This is a genomic window from Caballeronia catudaia, from assembly GCF_001544755.2.
Lineage (GTDB): Bacteria > Pseudomonadota > Gammaproteobacteria > Burkholderiales > Burkholderiaceae > Caballeronia > Caballeronia catudaia.
In genome coordinates this window covers 38040-54461 of the sequence record NZ_FCOF02000002.1, presented here as the reverse complement: position 1 = coordinate 54461, position 16422 = coordinate 38040, and the positions used below count along the sequence as shown (strand labels likewise).

At 65.6% G+C, this 16422-nt stretch carries 17 protein-coding genes; 8 read left to right on the top strand and 9 right to left on the bottom strand.

Annotation, left to right across the window (positions count from 1 at the left end; translation table 11 throughout):
- Positions 1 to 11: 11 nt before the first annotated feature.
- The 9 genes from AWB75_RS02470 to mpl all read right to left on the bottom strand — a co-directional run bounded on the left by AWB75_RS02470 (position 12) and on the right by mpl (position 9428).
- Complete coding sequence (locus AWB75_RS02470; RefSeq protein ID WP_061122503.1) at positions 12 to 791, bottom strand: SDR family oxidoreductase; 780 nt, start codon at positions 789 to 791, stop codon at positions 12 to 14.
- A complete protein-coding gene (locus AWB75_RS02465) occupies positions 788 to 1465 on the bottom strand; it encodes a 2-dehydro-3-deoxy-6-phosphogalactonate aldolase (protein ID WP_061122502.1) in 678 nt (225 codons plus the stop codon). The genes AWB75_RS02470 and AWB75_RS02465 overlap by 4 nt, the downstream gene beginning before the upstream one ends.
- Positions 1466 to 1478: 13 nt before the next feature.
- Complete coding sequence (locus AWB75_RS02460) at positions 1479 to 2456, bottom strand: 2-dehydro-3-deoxygalactonokinase (RefSeq protein WP_061122501.1); 978 nt, start codon at positions 2454 to 2456, stop codon at positions 1479 to 1481.
- The gene (locus AWB75_RS02455; RefSeq protein ID WP_061122500.1) at positions 2453 to 3397 is read right to left on the bottom strand and encodes an IclR family transcriptional regulator; all 945 of its coding nucleotides are present in this window, start codon (positions 3395 to 3397) and stop codon (positions 2453 to 2455) included. The genes AWB75_RS02460 and AWB75_RS02455 overlap by 4 nt, the downstream gene beginning before the upstream one ends.
- Positions 3398 to 3736: 339 nt before the next feature.
- Positions 3737 to 4486 carry a monofunctional biosynthetic peptidoglycan transglycosylase gene (mtgA, locus tag AWB75_RS02450; RefSeq protein ID WP_061122499.1) on the bottom strand — a complete coding sequence of 250 codons (750 nt, stop codon included), beginning with the start codon at positions 4484 to 4486 and terminating at the stop codon, positions 3737 to 3739.
- Entirely contained in the window at positions 4486 to 5328 is an 843-nt protein-coding gene (gene aroE / locus AWB75_RS02445) for a shikimate dehydrogenase (protein ID WP_061122498.1), read from the bottom strand. The genes mtgA and aroE overlap by 1 nt, the downstream gene beginning before the upstream one ends.
- The gene (locus tag AWB75_RS02440) at positions 5325 to 7373 is read right to left on the bottom strand and encodes a ribonuclease catalytic domain-containing protein (RefSeq protein WP_061122497.1); all 2049 of its coding nucleotides are present in this window, start codon (positions 7371 to 7373) and stop codon (positions 5325 to 5327) included. Before AWB75_RS02440 ends, aroE begins: the two co-directional genes overlap by 4 nt.
- Before the next feature lie 64 nt (positions 7374 to 7437).
- On the bottom strand, positions 7438 to 8037 hold the full coding sequence (locus tag AWB75_RS02435; protein WP_061122496.1) for a YqiA/YcfP family alpha/beta fold hydrolase: 600 nt from the start codon (positions 8035 to 8037) through the stop codon (positions 7438 to 7440).
- On the bottom strand, positions 8034 to 9428 hold the full coding sequence (mpl, locus tag AWB75_RS02430; protein ID WP_061122495.1) for a UDP-N-acetylmuramate:L-alanyl-gamma-D-glutamyl-meso-diaminopimelate ligase: 1395 nt from the start codon (positions 9426 to 9428) through the stop codon (positions 8034 to 8036). The genes AWB75_RS02435 and mpl overlap by 4 nt, the downstream gene beginning before the upstream one ends.
- Positions 9429 to 9645: 217 nt before the next feature.
- Here mpl and AWB75_RS02425 point away from each other — a divergent pair, with 217 nt between their 5' ends.
- The 8 genes from AWB75_RS02425 to tpx all read left to right on the top strand — a co-directional run bounded on the left by AWB75_RS02425 (position 9646) and on the right by tpx (position 16375).
- A complete protein-coding gene (locus AWB75_RS02425; protein WP_061122494.1) occupies positions 9646 to 10293 on the top strand; it encodes a hypothetical protein in 648 nt (215 codons plus the stop codon).
- 18 nt (positions 10294 to 10311) lie between these two features.
- Complete coding sequence (locus AWB75_RS02420) at positions 10312 to 10851, top strand: TlpA family protein disulfide reductase (protein ID WP_061122493.1); 540 nt, start codon at positions 10312 to 10314, stop codon at positions 10849 to 10851.
- A gap of 205 nt (positions 10852 to 11056) precedes the next feature.
- Positions 11057 to 11326, top strand: coding sequence for a hypothetical protein (locus tag AWB75_RS36875; RefSeq protein WP_143746394.1), 270 nt, complete (start codon positions 11057 to 11059; stop codon positions 11324 to 11326).
- A 74-nt stretch (positions 11327 to 11400) separates the two neighbouring features.
- A complete protein-coding gene (gene accB / locus AWB75_RS02415; protein ID WP_061122492.1) occupies positions 11401 to 11874 on the top strand; it encodes an acetyl-CoA carboxylase biotin carboxyl carrier protein in 474 nt (157 codons plus the stop codon).
- 147 nt (positions 11875 to 12021) lie between these two features.
- The gene (gene accC / locus AWB75_RS02410) at positions 12022 to 13389 is read left to right on the top strand and encodes an acetyl-CoA carboxylase biotin carboxylase subunit (protein ID WP_061122491.1); all 1368 of its coding nucleotides are present in this window, start codon (positions 12022 to 12024) and stop codon (positions 13387 to 13389) included.
- A gap of 24 nt (positions 13390 to 13413) precedes the next feature.
- Positions 13414 to 14316 (top strand): 50S ribosomal protein L11 methyltransferase, encoded by a 903-nt coding sequence (gene prmA, locus AWB75_RS02405; RefSeq protein WP_061122490.1) that lies wholly within the window; start codon positions 13414 to 13416, stop codon positions 14314 to 14316.
- 48 nt (positions 14317 to 14364) lie between these two features.
- Positions 14365 to 15732, top strand: a complete 1368-nt coding sequence (locus AWB75_RS02400) for a zinc-ribbon and DUF3426 domain-containing protein (RefSeq protein WP_061122489.1) — start codon at positions 14365 to 14367, stop codon at positions 15730 to 15732.
- A 142-nt stretch (positions 15733 to 15874) separates the two neighbouring features.
- The gene (gene tpx / locus AWB75_RS02395; RefSeq protein ID WP_061122488.1) at positions 15875 to 16375 is read left to right on the top strand and encodes a thiol peroxidase; all 501 of its coding nucleotides are present in this window, start codon (positions 15875 to 15877) and stop codon (positions 16373 to 16375) included.
- Positions 16376 to 16422 lie beyond the last annotated feature (47 nt).

Below are 16422 nucleotides of genomic sequence, written 5' to 3'. Positions count from 1 at the left end.
TCCCGGTTCGTTCAGTCGTGGTACAGCGCCGAGCGCCCGCCATCGACCGTGATGCAACTCGCGTTGATGAACGGCGCCTCGTCCGATGCGAGAAACACCGCCGTCATCGCCACTTCCTGCGGCTGGCCGATGCGCTTCATCGGCTGTAAATCGAGCGTCGCCTGGCGCGCGGCTTTCGGGTCCGCTTGCGCCTCCCACCAGTCGAGCGTCAATTGCGTTTCGATGTAACCCGGCGCGATCGCATTCACGCGCACATTGCTGGGCGCGTATTCGATACCGAGCGCGCGCGTCAGGCCGATCACGCCGTGCTTGGCCACCGGATACGGAAAGCAGCCCGGAATGATCTTGAAGCTGTGCGTCGACGCAATATTCACGATGCTCCCGCGCCCGCGCCCGACCATGCCCGGCAGCACCGCGCGGCAGCCGTTCCACACGCCGTCGAGATCGACGGCGAAGCAGCGCCGCCAGTCTTCGTCGGTCATCGTGAGCGGATCGCAGAACACGTTGATGCCCGCGTTGTTCACGAGGACATCGAGCGGGCCGAACGCGGTTTCGGTTTGCGTCACCGCTTCTTTCACCGATGCGCTCTGCGCGACGTCCGTTTGGACCGCGAGCACGCGCGCGCCGCTCGCGTCTGCGGCAATTCGTTCCGCCGTCGCGCGCGCCGCGTCGATATCGAGCTCCGCCAGCGCCACCGATGCGCCCTCGCGCGCAAACGCCAGCGCGATCGCCGCGCCGATGCCGCGTCCCGCTCCCGTGACCATGGCGACTTTGCCGGCGAGGCGGTTCATTTGGCTTCGCCTCGTGCAAGCGCCAGCCCGTCGACGAACGCCTTCGCGTGAGCCGCCGTCACTTCAGCGCTCTGGCCCGGCTTGTACAGCGCCGAGCCCAGGCCGAAACCGTTCGCGCCCGCGGCGAGGAACGGTCCCATGTTGTCCGGCGCGATGCCGCCGACCGGCACGAGCGGCACTTCCTTCGCAATCACCGCGCGCCATGCCTTCGCGATCGCCGGGCCGAGCTGCTCGGCCGGAAACATCTTCAGCACGTCCGCGCCGTTCTTCAGCGCGAGAAACGCCTCGTTCGGCGTCGCGACGCCCGGCGCGCACGCGAGACCTTGCACTTTCGCGGCGCGCACGACATCGGCGTCGCTGTGCGGCATCACGATCAGCTCGCCGCCCGCGGCCTTCACGCTATCGACGTAACTCGGATGCAGCACCGTGCCGGCACCGACGATCGCATCGGCGGGCAGCGCCTCGCGGATCGCCGCGATGCTGTCGAACGGCTGCGGCGAATTGAGCGGCACCTCGACGATGCGAAATCCCGCTTCATACAACGCGCGACCGTGTTCGGCGGCATCGGCGGGCGTGACGCCGCGCAGGATCGCGATCAGCGGACACGCGGCGAACGCATTCGCGAGACCGGCGTGCATGCCATAAGGCGCGGGCAGATTGATGGAAGGCTGCATTTTTTTGCTCCTTTCAGGCTGCGCGCACGGGCGCGGCGATCAACCCGGCTAGCGCTGCGATTCGGTAAAGGCCGCGCTCGGTGGCATGCGCGACCGTCGGGGCGTCGTGGCAACCGAAGCGTGCAAGCGCCGCGCGGTAGCGCTTGCAAAGCGCGTCGTTGCCGATCAGGCGCAGCGTCCTGCCTGCCAGCGACGATTGCTGACGCGCGAGCACTTCGTTCAGTCCGCGCAGCTCGTGGCCGATCAGAATTCCGGACAGATAATCCGGCTGCTGTTCCGCCGAAAGCTGGCCGGTGAGACCGAGCGTGCGCGTGCTGAAAATCGTCGCAAGCAGGCCGGCCTGACCGGCATCGCGCGCCGTATCGACGCCGCGCAAAAACGCCGGCTCGTCGTGCGTCGCGCCCGGATGCATCGTGCGGCCGAGAATCGTGTGATCGCGCAGCGCGCTGAAGGTCTCGCCCGTCATGAAGGTATAGAAGCGCTCGATGCGCTCATCGGCGACGAACGCCCACTTCGCGTGCGTGCCGGGCAAGCCGATCAATGCGCCGCTCGTCCCTCCCAGCGCCGGTTCGCCGAAAAGCGCGCCGAAGATCTGCGTTTCCTCGCCGCGCATCACGTTGGGGAGAGCGCCTTGCTCCAGCACGCCCGGCGCGATATGCACGATCACGCCGCGCGCCGTTTTCACCGTGACGATGCCCGCGACGAGCGCATCGGCGCCCGCGGGCGTTTCGACATACGGCGCTTCGATCCAGCCCTGCGCGCTGCCGACCATGCCCGCGGCGATGACCGGCAACTGCGCCCGCAGCGGCGCATGCGCGTCGAGCCACACGCCGCAGGTGTCTTCGAACGCCTGATCGAAGCCGCCAGCGGGCAGGTTCATGATGCCCGCCGACGACGTGCGTGTATCGAGCGCGACGCCGTCGCTGCCGAGCAGATAGGCGCGCAGCGAGGTCGTGCCCCAGTCGAGCGCGATGAGTGCGGGCAAGGTCATCGCTTGATCCTGCGTGCAGCCTGCGGCGCGCGCCAGCCGAGTTCCTCGGAAATCGCGCGCGCCTCGCGCTGCACGACCGGAATCAGTTCTTCCATGCGCTCGTGCGGCATGTAGGGAATGGTGCTCGCCACCGACAGCGCCGCGACGATCGCGCCCGACGCATCGCGCACGGGCGCGGCGACGCAGCGGATCGACGCTTCGTTCTCTTCGAGATCGAAGGTAAAGCCGCCTTGCGAATAGCGCGTCATGCGCTGCAGGAAGGTATCGAAATCGGGGCGATTGTCGGGCCTGAAGCTCATCTTCGCGAGCGCGCGATGCGACGCTTCGAGCAGCCTTTTCCACGCGTTCGCTTCGAGGTCGAGCATCATCGCCTTGCCGATGCCCGTCGACGCGAGCGGCATGCGATGCCCGACGCGCGAGCGCATTTCCAGCCCGCGCGTGCCGGGAATCTTGTCGATGTAGAGAACGTCGTCGCCGTCGCGCACGCCGAGGTGGATGGTGTCGTGCGTGTGATCGGCGAGCGCCTGCAAATGCGGGCGCGCGACGGTGGTGAGCGGCATTTGCTCCAGCGCGATCGTGCCCAGTTCGATCAGCTTCGGCCCGAGCAGATAGCCGCCCGGCACCTGCCGCAGATAGCGCGCCTGCACGAGCGAGCTGACGAGCCGGTGCGTCGTGCTGCGCGTCGTGCCGAGCGCGGCGCCGAATGAGCGCAGATCGCGCGCGCCGTTCGCGGCGGCTTCGAGGATCGCGAGACCGCGCAGCAGCGTCTGCGTGCCGGCCTGCTGCGGCGTGATGTCGACGAGCGCGCTCGGCAACGCGATCGCGTCGGGATCGGGCGCGTGCTTCGGCGCGCTCGCGCCGATGCTCTTCACGCGGGAACCGCTCGCATGCGCGGCTTGCGCTTCGGCGGCGTCGGTTTCCGGGTTCTGGAATTTGGTCATGGCGCGGGGCTCCCGGCTGTCACGATGCACGTCGGACCGCGCACACACGTGCTGTGGATCGGGCGTGCAGGTCGAGCGAAGAGGCCCGCGCGTGCGGGCGAGCGATCGGATGCATGACGTGTCTCCATTGTTCTGGTCGTGCACGCCGAGGGTTGCGGTCGTCGCACGCAGGTGCCGTTTCGGGCTTTGGTCGGATTGTAGTTCCGGCTCTTGGAATTATTCAATATGTGACCGTACCGCTCACATAATGGGAAGAAATCTGACAGCCGACAGCATTCCGAAAACAAAAAAGCCCTGATAAATCAGGGCCTTAAAATGTTTAGCGTGGCGAACTAAATTTCACTGCGGCAGTTCCGCCGCCCCCATCCGGCGCGCGATGACGCCTGCCCGCTGCGACAGATACGGCGCGTTGCGATGGTCGTCGAAATATTTGGGCCGCGGCAGCATCACGGCGAGGCGCGCGCTCTGCCACGCGGTGAGTTTCGCCGCCGACGTCTTGTAGTAGTAACGCGCCGCCGCTTCCGCGCCGTAGACGCCGTTGCCCCACTCGACCGAATTCAGATAGATCTCGAAGATGCGTTCCTTGGTCAACAGGAGTTCGAGCATCCACGTGATGACGAGCTCCTGCGCCTTGCGCACGTAGCTCTTCTCGCGCGACAGGAACAGATTGCGCGCGAGCTGCTGCGAAATGGTCGAGCCGCCCGCGACGATCTTCCCGCGCGCCTTGTTCTTTTCCCACGCCTGCAGAATGGCGTCGGTTTCGTAGCCGTTGTTGTTGACGAAGTTGGCGTCTTCCGACGCGATGATCGCGCGCTTCAGATTGCGCGAAATCTGATCGTAGGGCACCCACGTGCGTTGCAGCGCAATGCCGGGATGTGTCTTCGCGAGCGTCCATGCGTCGGCGCGCATGAACGCGGTCGGACCAGGATTCACGACCGCCCAGACGCCGATCTGCGCGAAGAAATAAATCTGCGTCGCGATGAACGCGATGCCCAGCACCGACACGCCATACGCGATCCAGCGCGCCGGCCCGAGCCGCACCGCCTTGTGCGCACGTGGCGAGCGGCTGCCGACCGGCGCGGTGGTCATCAGGCTTTGGCAGCGAGCGTGTGGCGCAATTCGCGCAAGACGGCGCCGCCGTCCGGACGCACGCCGCGCCAGATGAAAAACGATTCGGCGGCCTGCTCGACCAGCATGCCGAGTCCATCCGACGCACGCGCGCCGAGCTTCCTCGCGTGCTGCATGAAGACGGTCGGCTGCGCGCCGTACATCATGTCGTAGGCGAGCGTGCTCGCGCCGAACGCGCTGTCGTCGCAATCGGGCAAGGCGGCGTCGAGGCTGCCGGCAGTCGCGTTGACGATCACGTCGTAAGGTCCGCTTTCTGCGCTGTCCGCGCCGCCGCCCGAGAATCGCACGCCGCAATCGGCCGCGTTCTGCGTGAATTGATCGACGAGCTGATGGGCCTTCGCCGCCGTCCGATTGACGATCGTGAGCGACGCGGGCGCGCGATCGAAGATCGGCAGCACGACGCCGCGTGCAGCGCCCCCGGCGCCGAGCAGCAGGATGCGCGCGCCCTTGAGACTCACGCCGAGGTTCACTTCGATGTCGCGCACGAGTCCGACGCCGTCGGTGTTGTCGCCGCGCACGCCATCGGCTTCGAAGGCGAGCGTATTCACCGCGCCGGCCGCCGCCGCGCGCGGCGACAGCGAATCCGCGAGCGCGTGCGCTTCGAGCTTGAACGGCACGGTGACGTTCATGCCGCGCCCGCCCGACGCGATGAAGCGCTTCACCTCGCGCCCGAAGCCGTCGAGGGGTCCGAGAATGCGCCCGTATTCGATCGGCTCGCCGGTCTGCGCGGCGAACTTTGCGTGAATCCACGGCGATTTGCTGTGCTCGATCGGATTGCCGATCACCGCGTATTGATCTTTCATGGCGTCGGTTCCTGCGTGTTTCCGGGCGTTTCCGATTGTGGCTGCTCCGCCGATGCCTCGGCTTGCGCTTCGGCTTCGCTTTCGGCGGAAAGATCGTTGGCTTCGATGATGTCCTCTTCCGCCTCATCTTCCTCGGCCGCTGCGCCCGGCGCATCGATCACATGCAGCAGACGGCACGACGCTTCGACGGTCAGCTCATCGATGGACACGACTTCCAGCATCACACGCGTGCCGCGCGCATGCACGCCGAGGCCCGGCACGTGCAGGATCAGCGGAATCTCTTCGAGGCGCACGAGATCGTCCTTGATCACCGACGCCGGAACCTGCCGCCTGTTTTCCTGCTTCAGCCAGCGCAGACACCAGAAGTACTCCATGCGGCGCTGATGATCGGCGTACGCGGTGTACGTATCGTCGAAACCCTGCACGACGGCGAAGAGATCCGCGTCCTTCGGCTTGAACGGCGCGGCGAGCTTGGCGGTGACGCCATGCTGCACGCACGCGATCAGTTGCCATTGATTGACGAGATCGACATAGCGGCGCAGCGGCGACGTGCTCCACGCATATTGCGCGACGCCGAGGCCTTCGTGCGGCGCGGGCGTCGTCTGCATGCGCGTGCGCTTCGGGCCCGGTCCGCCGAATCCGCGCTGCGAGCGGTAGATGCCCGGCACGCCGTGATCGTTGAGGAACGCGCCCCACGACGAGTTCGCGAGAATCGCGAGCTCCGCGACGATCAGATCGAGCGGCGAACCGCGACGGCGCGGCGTGATCGTGATGTGCTCGCCGTCGACATAGAAGTTGAAGTCGTTGTTGCGCTGCACTTCGCGCCTTAGGCCGTACGTGGCGCGCGCCTGCTGGCGCTTTTCGAAGAGCGCCTGCGCGAGCGGCCAGAGCACGGCGATGTCCGCCTTGTGCGGATACTCGCCCGTGCCGGCGGCGAGGCTCTCCTCGGTGACGTGCTCGTCGAGATGGTTGTGGCGCAGATTGCTCTTCACGAATACGCGTTCGGCGCGCGTTTCGGTGGCGACAATATCTTGCGTCTCGCGATTCACGATGATGTACAGCGACAGCGCCGGACGAAAGTCCCCTTCGCCGAGCGTGAACACGTCGACGACGTTGTCGGGCAGCATCGTGATCTTGTCGCCGGGCATGTAGACGGTCGACAAACGCCCGCGCGCGATCGCATCGGTGGCGTCGCCGCGCGTGATGCCGAGCGCCGGCGCCGCGATATGGATGCCCACACGCACGCGGCCATCGGAGAGATGCTCGACGGAGAACGCGTCGTCGATTTCGGTCGTGGTGACGTCGTCGATGGAAAACGCTTCGACATTCGCCTCGGGCAGATCGTCCGGCAACGGCCCCGGCTGCACCGACGGAAAGCCGACGCCGTGCGGAAAGTATTCCGACAGAAAACGCGCTTCGTGCAGCGCGCGCGGCGACGCGATGCCGCCGCATTCGAGCATCAGCCGCGCCTGCGAAATGCCGCGCGCGGCCGCCGCCGCTTCGAGCGCCTTGTATTCGATGGAATTCTTGTCGGGCTTCGTGAGCAGGCCGAGCGCCTTGTCCTTCAACGCGTCGGGCAACCTGCCTGCTTTCAGTTCGTCTTCGTAGCCCTGCTGCACGAGCGCCTGCTGACGCTTGCGCTCGAGGCCGGCGAGCGCCATCTGCAATTGCTCCTGTGGCGCGCGCTGATACTGGCCGCGTCCCTTGCGACGGAAATACACGGGCGCGCCGTGCATGCGCAGCACGAGCGCGGCGCGTTCGGTGGGGCCGAATTTATCGCCGAAATAATCGGCGCCGAGCGCGGCGAACGGAAATTCATCGTCGGGTGCGCATTCCCACAGAAAGTCGAGATCGATCTCCTGCGCGATGGCGTCGGCTTCCTGCATCAGGTCGCCGGCCGCGGGCTTGTCGAACTCGATCAGCACGTCTTTGGCGCGCACCTTCGCGCGCCGCCCGCCCGGCAACTCGACCTGAAACGCGTCGCCCTGTTTGGACAACACCGAGCCGGCCTTGAAACTACCCGATTCCTCGAAGAAAACGTTCACTCAATACTCTCGTAAGACGGTGGACCGGCCGCACTGTGACAAGGCGCGCCGGTGTGAATGGGAGTCAGGCGGCCGCTGGCGCAACCAAGGGCGGCGGCGCCTGATCGCAGAACGCGATGACATCGGCGAGATAGGACGGAAAGTCGCTGATCGCGTGATCGCCGCCCTGAATCAGCGTGGTCCGCACGCCGGGATAGTGATCCAGCATCGTGCGGTAATCGAGCACTTCGTCGCCCGTCGCCGCGATCAGATAGTAGCGCTCGGGCCGCGTGACCGATTTGACCGCGAGCGCGCGAAGCTCGTCCAGATGACGCGGCAACACGGTGATGCTGCCGTCGCCGTGCCACAGCGGCTGCTCGCCGAGATAGTGGCTCAGATCGCGGTCCGGCACCACGGCGGGATTGAGCAGCACGGCGCGCCAGCCGTGTTTTTCCGCGAGATACGTGGCGTAGTAGCCGCCGAGCGAACTGCCGACGACGGTCACATCGCCCGCTTTTTCGCCCGCCGCGAGCGACTCCGCCAGCGCGACGGCATCGCAGGGCGACACCGGCAGCGTCGGACACCGCCATTCGCCGAGCCGCCCGAGTTCAGCGAGACGCGCATGCATCACGCGCGCCTTGAACGACTGGGGAGACGAGCGAAAGCCGTGCAGATAGAGAATCACGAATGTCCTCCTGCGCCACGCGCCGAAAGCGCGTCGAGCAGTTTCTGATGAACGCCGCCGAAGCCGCCGTTGCTCATCACGAGCACGTGGTCGCCGGGGCGCGCGGCGGCCGTGACCGCCCGCACCAGAGGTTCGATTTCGTTGAACGCCTGCGCCTTGTCGCCGAGCGGAAACAGCGCTTCGGCGAGATCCCAGCCGAGCTTGTCGCGGCCTTCGCGCGCGCCGTATCCGAATACGAGGTTCGCATCGGCGAGACTGGCGGGCAATTGCGCTTTCATCGTGCCGAGCTTCATCGTGTTCGAACGCGGTTCGAGCACGGCGAGGATGCGGGATTGGCCGACGCGGGTGCGCAATCCGGCGACGGTCGTTTCGATCGCGGTCGGATGATGCGCGAAGTCGTCGTAGACGGTGACGCCATCGACGCTGCCCTTTATTTCCATGCGCCGCTTGACGTTGCGAAACGCGGCCAGCGACTTCACCGACTGCGCCGCCGGCACGCCGACCGAGCGCGCCGCCGCGATCGCCGCGAGTGCGTTCATGCGATTGTGCTCGCCCTGCACTTGCCAATCGACGATGCCCAGCCGCTCGCCTTCCCAGTACACCGCGAACCGCTCGTCGACGCGCGCGCCTTCCTCTGCCGGCAACGCCTGCCATCCACCATCGACGCCGAAACGCTCCACGCCCGACCAGCAGCCGCGCGTGAGCACGCGTTCGAGCGCCGCTTCCCGCCCGTTCGTCACGATGCGCCCGACGCCCGGCACCGTGCGCACCAGGTGATGGAATTGCGTTTCGATCGCGGCGAGATCGGGGAAGATATCGGCGTGATCGAATTCGAGATTGTTGAGCACGGCCGTGCGCGGGCGATAGTGAACGAACTTCGAGCGCTTGTCGAAGAACGCGGTGTCGTATTCATCGGCTTCGATGACGAAGAAGCTCGAATCGGTCAGACGCGCGGAGATGCCGAAGTTGAGCGGCACGCCACCGATGAGAAAGCCCGGATTCATGCCGGCGTCTTCCAGCAGCCACGCGAGCATCGAACTCGTCGTGGTCTTGCCGTGCGTGCCCGCGACCGCAAGCACCCACTTGCCGTTCAGCACGTGCTCACCGAGCCATTGCGGGCCGGACGTGTACGGCAGGCCGCGATCGAGGATGGCCTCCATCAGCGGGTTGCCGCGTGACACCACGTTGCCGATGACGAAGAGATCGGGTTCCAGCGCGAGCTGCTCGACGCCGTAACCTTCGATCAACTCGATGCCCTGCGCTTCAAGCTGCGTGCTCATTGGCGGGTAGACGCCCGCGTCGCAGCCGGTGACCTTGTGGCCCGCTTCGCGCGCCAGAACAGCGAGTCCGCCCATGAAGGTGCCGCAGATGCCGAGGATGTGGATGTGCATAAACCGTGTCGCGCCCGCGCGGGCGATTGAAATGCGGAAACAGGGACGGCGCCGTTGCGTGAATCAAAGGTTGCATGAACCTAAGGGCAAACCCGTGCAGAAAGGCGCCTGTAGGCGCATATTGTAACCGAGCGCGCGAAGCGTTTTTCTGCCCGCGCACGCCCGCCGCACCGGGTCTGCAAAAGGGCCGCCTGAGGTTATCTAGTATCATTCCGGCATGGTTCGCAAATCACATTTCGACCCGCAGCGCGTGCGCGAGGAAATCGCGATCGCGGCTGCACGGATGATCGCCGAAGACGGTCTCGACTACTCCACCGCCAAGCGCAAGGCCGCGAAGCTCGTGGTCGGCGAGACCAAGATCGGCGGCGAATTCCTGCCCGATAACGACCAGATCGAAGAAGAAATCCGCGAATATCAGGCGCTTTTCCAAAGCGACAGTCAGCCTGCCGTGCTGCGCCGCATGCGCGAAATCGCGCTCGACTGGATGGAACGTCTCAAGCCGTTCGATCCTTATTTGACGGGCGCGGTGCTCAACGGCACGGCGGGCGAGCATTCCGATATTCATCTGCAATGCTTCTGCGACAATCCCAAGGAAGTCGCGATTTACCTGCTGAACGCAAACGTGCAGTACGACGTGTCGGAGACGCGGCATTTCGCCGGGCGCGGCTACGTCGAGACGCTGAGTTTTCTGCATCGGACGCGCGGCGAGGAGCCGGTCGGCCTGCATATCGCGCTCTATGGAACCGATGACCTTCGCGGCGCCGTGCGAGCGGACGGCCGCGGACGCCTCGCCCGTGCGAACATGGCGGCCGTGCGCGCGCTGCTCGATCATCCCGACGCCCCGCCGCTCGAAATCGGCGGCTGATCCAATCTCCGGACGCTCATGAAAAGCACACGCATTCCGGCGGCCCTCGTGGTCGCGGTGGCTGCGACCGTCGGCGGCTTCTACGCCGGTCACGTCTTCACCGGCAACGACACCGTGGCCGCGACTCAGGCGGGCGGGAACGCCGTCGATCAGCTCTGGAAAGCGACGCCGCCCGGCGCTTCCGGCACGGCCCAGCCGCTCGCCGCGTTCAAAGGCAAACCGGTCGTCGTGAACTTCTGGGCGTCGTGGTGCGGACCGTGCGTCAAGGAAATGCCGACGCTCTCCGCAATGCAGCGCGAGTACGAGAAAAAAGGCGTCACGTTCATCGGACTTGGCGTCGACAGCGAGAAGAACGTCAACGACTTCCTGCGAAAAGTACCGGTCGCTTATCCCGTATACGTCACTGGCTTCGGCGGCGCGGATCTTGCGCGAAGCTTCGGCAACAACGCCGGCGGCTTGCCTTTTACCGTCGTGATCGATTCGAAAGGCCAGGTGCGGTCGACAAAACTGGGCGAAGTCGATCCCGCCGAGCTTCGCCACACGCTCGACAGCCTGTAAAAATTCGCAGACGGTAAGCAATGAATTGCATGGATTAAGCTGCGATTTAGGGTGCTTTACGCCGAACTTGCGGAAAATTCGCCGTATCGAGCCGGGCTGCGCGGTAATTTGTCCCGTCGTTTCGGAATCATCCGCACGGTAAAACTAGACAAAATTCTCTAAACGGCGCTAAAGTGCGCCCAATTCCGCACAACCCGAAGCGACTATGACTACTCCGCTGGCGCCAAGAGGCAACCTCGCCGTCGAATCCGGCTTCCGTGAGTCCGGTGCCGGCCGCGGCGATGCTTCCGCAGCAGTCATGCGCATGGCGCTCGGGCGCGCGCTTCTACCCAGGCACGCCGTCGCGTTCGATGCGAACGCCGCTGGCGCGCCGACCGATTCTGCCGTCGATGTTTCCGTCGTCGCATGCACGGGCGCCACACAGCGTCGCGTGAGTGCGCACGCAGGGCGTCGGGCCGCGCTGGCTCGCCGCTGAAGTCAGAACACCCACAAATCAAGTAAAGTGCCGGGCCGATTCCCGGTCTCCAAGTATTGAAAGGGGATTTTTCGATGGACCTTCGTAAACTCAAAACGCTGATCGACCTCGTCTCGGAATCCGGCATCTCGGAACTTGAAGTGACGGAAGGCGAAGGCAAGGTTCGCATCGTCAAGAACGCCGCGCCCGTCTACATGCAGGCGCCGCAGCAGTACGCGCCGCAGGTGCAGGCATCGGGCGTGCCGCATTTCAGCGGCTCGGGCGAAGCAGGCGCGCCGGCAGCGGCAACGCCCGCCGTGGTCGCGCCGCAGGGCCATATCGTGACCTCGCCGATGGTCGGTTCGTTCTACCGCGCGCCGTCGCCGGGCGCGGACCCGTTCATTCAGGTCGGCGATACGGTGAAAGAAGGCCAGACGCTCTGCATCATCGAAGCGATGAAGCTCTTGAACGAGATCGAATCGGACAAGGCTGGCGTCGTGAAGGAAATCCTCGTCGAGAACGGCCAGGCGGTCGAGTACGGCCAGCCGCTCTTCGTGATCGGCGACTAAAGGCGCATCGGGCCGTGCCGCGGTTGCGCCTCGCAGCCGCCGCCGGCTTCACCGCGCCGGCGCATAGCGATCGATCCGTCGAGACGCGCGCCGCCGATTCGATCCCCGAGGGCCGCTCACGCGAGCCCGTTGATGAGCCGACCCACTATGTTTGAAAAAATTCTCATTGCGAACCGCGGCGAAATCGCGCTTCGCATCCAGCGCGCGTGCCGCGAACTGGGCGTCAAGACAGTCGTCGTCTACTCGGAAGCCGACAAGGAAGCGAAGTACGTCAAGCTGGCCGACGAAGCCGTGTGCATCGGACCGGCGCCTTCGAATCTCTCCTACCTGAACATGCCGGCGCTCATCAGCGCGGCCGAAGTCACCGACGCCGAAGCGATCCACCCCGGCTACGGCTTCCTCTCTGAAAACGCCGATTTCGCGGAACGTGTCGAGCAATCCGGCTTCACGTTCATCGGCCCGCGTCCCGAAACCATCCGGCTGATGGGCGATAAAGTCACCGCCAAGCAGACGATGATCAAGACCGGCGTGCCGTGCGTACCGGGCTCGGAAGGTGCATTGCCGGACGATCCGCGCGAGATCGTGAAGATTGCGCGCACGGTCGGCTACCCCGTGATCATCAAGGCGGCGGGCGGCGGCGGCGGCCGCGGCATGCGCGTGGTGCACACCGAAGCGGCGCTCGTGAACGCGGTCAACATGACGCGCGAGGAAGCGGGCCGCGCCTTCGGCAACCCGCAGGTGTACATGGAGAAGTTCCTCGAGAACCCGCGCCACATCGAGATTCAGGTGTTGTCGGACTCGTTTCGCAACGCGATCTGGCTCGGCGAGCGCGACTGTTCGATGCAGCGCCGTCACCAGAAGGTGATCGAGGAAGCGCCCGCGCCGGGCATCGCGCGCCGGCTGATCGAGCGTATCGGCGACCGCTGCGCCGACGCGTGCAAGAAGATGGGTTATCTCGGCGCGGGCACCTTCGAGTTCCTGTACGAGAACAACGAGTTCTACTTCATCGAAATGAACACGCGCGTGCAGGTGGAGCATCCGGTGACGGAGCTCATCACGGGCGTCGATATCGTTCAGGAACAGATTCGCATCGCGGCGGGCGAGAAGCTCTCGATCCGCCAGAAGGACATCCAGTTCAAGGGCCACGCGATCGAATGCCGCATCAACGCGGAAGATCCGTTCAAGTTCACGCCGTCGCCGGGACGCATCACGTCGTGGCATACGGCGGGCGGTCCGGGCATTCGCGTCGATTCGCACGCTTACGCCAATTACTTCGTTCCGCCGAACTACGATTCGATGATCGGCAAGCTCATTGCCTACGGCGCGACGCGCGAGCAGGCGATCAACCGCATGCGCATCGCGCTGTCGGAAATGGTCGTGGAAGGCATTTCGACCAACATCCCGCTGCATCGCGAGATGATGATCGACGCGAAGTTCGTCGAGGGCGGCACGAGCATCCACTATCTCGAGAACAAGCTGGCCGCGCGTCAGGCGGCTGTCGCCGAAGAGTCGTAAGCCGTCACTAGCAAGAGAAAGAGCATGAGTTACCGGGAACTGATCGCCGAGCTGGATCGCGAGCACGCCGAAGCGCTGTCGGATGCGCTGCTTGAAATCGGCGCGCTGTCGGTGTCCGTCGAAGACGCCGACGCTGACACGCCCGACGAGCAGCCGCTCTTCGGCGAGCCCGGTCTCGTGCCGGAAAAGAGCGCGTGGAAGCACTCCCGCGTGGTCGCGTTGCTCGCCGAAGACGCCGATCCGGCCGTGCTGCTCACGGCCGCGGCGAACGAGATCGGCTTGCAGAATGCGCCAGCGTTCACGGTGCGCGAAGTCGAGGAGCAGGACTGGGTGCGTCTGACGCAGGCGCAGTTCGATCCGATTTCCATCGGCGAGCGCATCTGGGTCGTGCCCTCGTGGCACGACGCACCCGACCCGGACGCACTCGTGCTCGAACTCGATCCGGGCCTCGCGTTCGGCACCGGTAGCCATCCGACGACGCGTCTTTGCATGGAATGGCTGGAGCAATCGGTGAAGCCGGGGCAATCGGTCCTCGATTACGGATGCGGCTCCGGCATCCTCGCGATTCTCGCGAAGAAGTGCGGCGCGAATCCGGTCGTCGGCATCGACATTGATCCCCAGGCGGTCGAGTCGGCGCGTCAGAACAGCGAGCGCAATCGCGCGGACGTGACTTACGGTTTGCCCGATGCCTGTCCCGCCGGCGAGTTCGATATCGTCGTCGCGAATATCCTTTCGAATCCGCTCAAGCTGATGGCGTCGATGCTCTGCGCAAAGGTCAGGCCGGGCGGCAGAATCGCGCTGTCGGGCGTGCTCGCGCGGCAGGCCGACGAAGTCGCGGCGGTCTACGCGAAGTGGATCGACATCGGCGTCTGGCGCGAACAGGAAGGCTGGGTGTGCCTCGCCGGAACGCGGCGCGAAAGCCTTTAAAATAGCGCCATCCTCCACGACGGCCGTCAGGCCCACGGCACTTCTTATATGGCGCTGGCAACCCGCTGCCCCCACTGCGAAACCGTATTCAAGCTGGACCCGCATCTGCTCGCGCCGCATGACGGCCGCGTGCGCTGCGGACATTGCCAGGAAGTTTTCGATGCCGCGCATCATCGCTTCGAGCTTCCCGACGAGCCGGCTGCGGCAAGCGTCGCGCAACATGCCGCGATCCTCGACGACGACGTCGCCGTCGGTCCCGCGACCAGTTCGGGCGCCGGTCCCGCAACCGCGCCGAAACCGCCCGCGCGCGCGGCGGCCATCCCCGAGCCACCGCTGAAGCCGAAACCCTTCGCGCCGCGCAACCTCGACCTCGGCGCGTCAAAGCACGGCGATGTGCCTTCCCCGCCGGCGAGCGCGCCGCCCGAGGAGCACGACGAGCGCACCGTGTACGCCAACGCTCCCGGGTCCGCGAACGCGCCGGGGCAGACGCGGCCCACACCGCCGCGCTCCGAGACGGCGCACCACGCGGCGAACGAGCCTTCCGCGCTGCCTTCGCAACCCGGGCCGATGAAGCAATTCGTTCGCGTGGGTGCGTCGCATCCCGAAGCGGCGAATTCCGCTCGAACCGGCGCCGATGCGCTGCCCGGCGATACGCCCGCTCCGCCGTTCGTCGCTCCGCTGGATGATCGCGCCGAGCCGTTCATCGGACCGGCTCCTCGAACGGACGCTCCGCTGGCGCGCCCGGCGCCCGAGCCACCTGCGCCCTCCGCGTGGCCCGACGACGCCGAGCCCGGTTTCGGCGACAAGCCGCCCGCTGGCGCTCGCCGTGCAAGCGCGAACGAAGCCTTTCCGGTCATCCGCGAAACGCGTGAATCGCGCGACACGCGTGAATCGCACCAGCCTCGCGAATCCCGCGCGCCGGCGCGTCCGGAGACGAGCAAGGGCAAGCGCATCGCGGGCATCATCCTCGCCGTGTTGCTGGCGTTGCTGCTGATGGTGCAACTGGCATGGTGGCAACGCGAAAGCGTGATGGTGCTCGTGCCCGGCTCGCACACGCTCTACTCGGACGCCTGCGATCAGATCGGCTGCACCACCTCGCCGCCGCGCGACATCGACGGATTGCAGATCGAGAGTTCCGGCCTGCGCCAGGTCGACGGCCCGCACAAGCTCGAACTGAAGCTGTCGCTGCGCAACCGGCTGGATGTCGCGCTTGCGTATCCGGCGCTCGAGCTCACGCTGCTCGACGACAAGAACAACGTCGCGGTCCGACGCGTGCTCTGGCCGCAGGATTACGCGCGACCGGGTACGATATTCGCCGTCGGCCTTGCGCCGCAAAGTGCGCAACCGGTCATCGTCCGGCTGGATACGGGCGACGCGGTTGCCGCGAATTACCGGGTTCAGGTCTTTTATCCCTGATGCCGCGACGGCCGCGCGGTTTCGAGTCCGCGCCGTCCGTCATGCACAGGGCTGAATCCCGCCGCACGACGCGCGTTGCTGCCCTCACGGCTCGGCACGCGCGATTTTCCCGTCAGCATCCGACCATTCTCTGGAGCGCAACATGAGTCAAGTTACCCTCGGCGGCAATCCCATCGACGTCAACGGCACGTTTCCGGGCACGGGCCAGCAGGCGCCCGAATTCACGCTCGTCGGCGCGGATCTGGGCGACATCAATCTTGCGAAATTTGCGGGCAAGCGCAAGGTGTTGAACATCGTGCCGAGCCTCGACACGCCGACCTGCGCCACCTCGACGCGCAAATTCAACGAAGCGGCCACGAAGCTCGACAACACGGTCGTCGTCGTGGTGTCGGGCGATCTGCCGTTCGCGGCGAAGCGTTTCTGCACGACGGAAGGCATCGAGAACTGCGTGACGGCATCGACGTTCCGCGGCCACGAGTTCGCGCAGGCCTACGGCGTCGACGTGACGAGCGGCCCGCTCAAGGGCCTGACGGCACGCGCGGTCGTCGTGCTGGACGAGAACAACAAGGTGCTGCATTCGGAACTCGTGTCCGAAATCAAGCAGGAACCGAACTACGACGCAGCGCTCGCTGCGCTGAAGTAAGTCTCGCGATGGACCGCTCGCATTCCGGGCGGTCCGCGCATACGAGG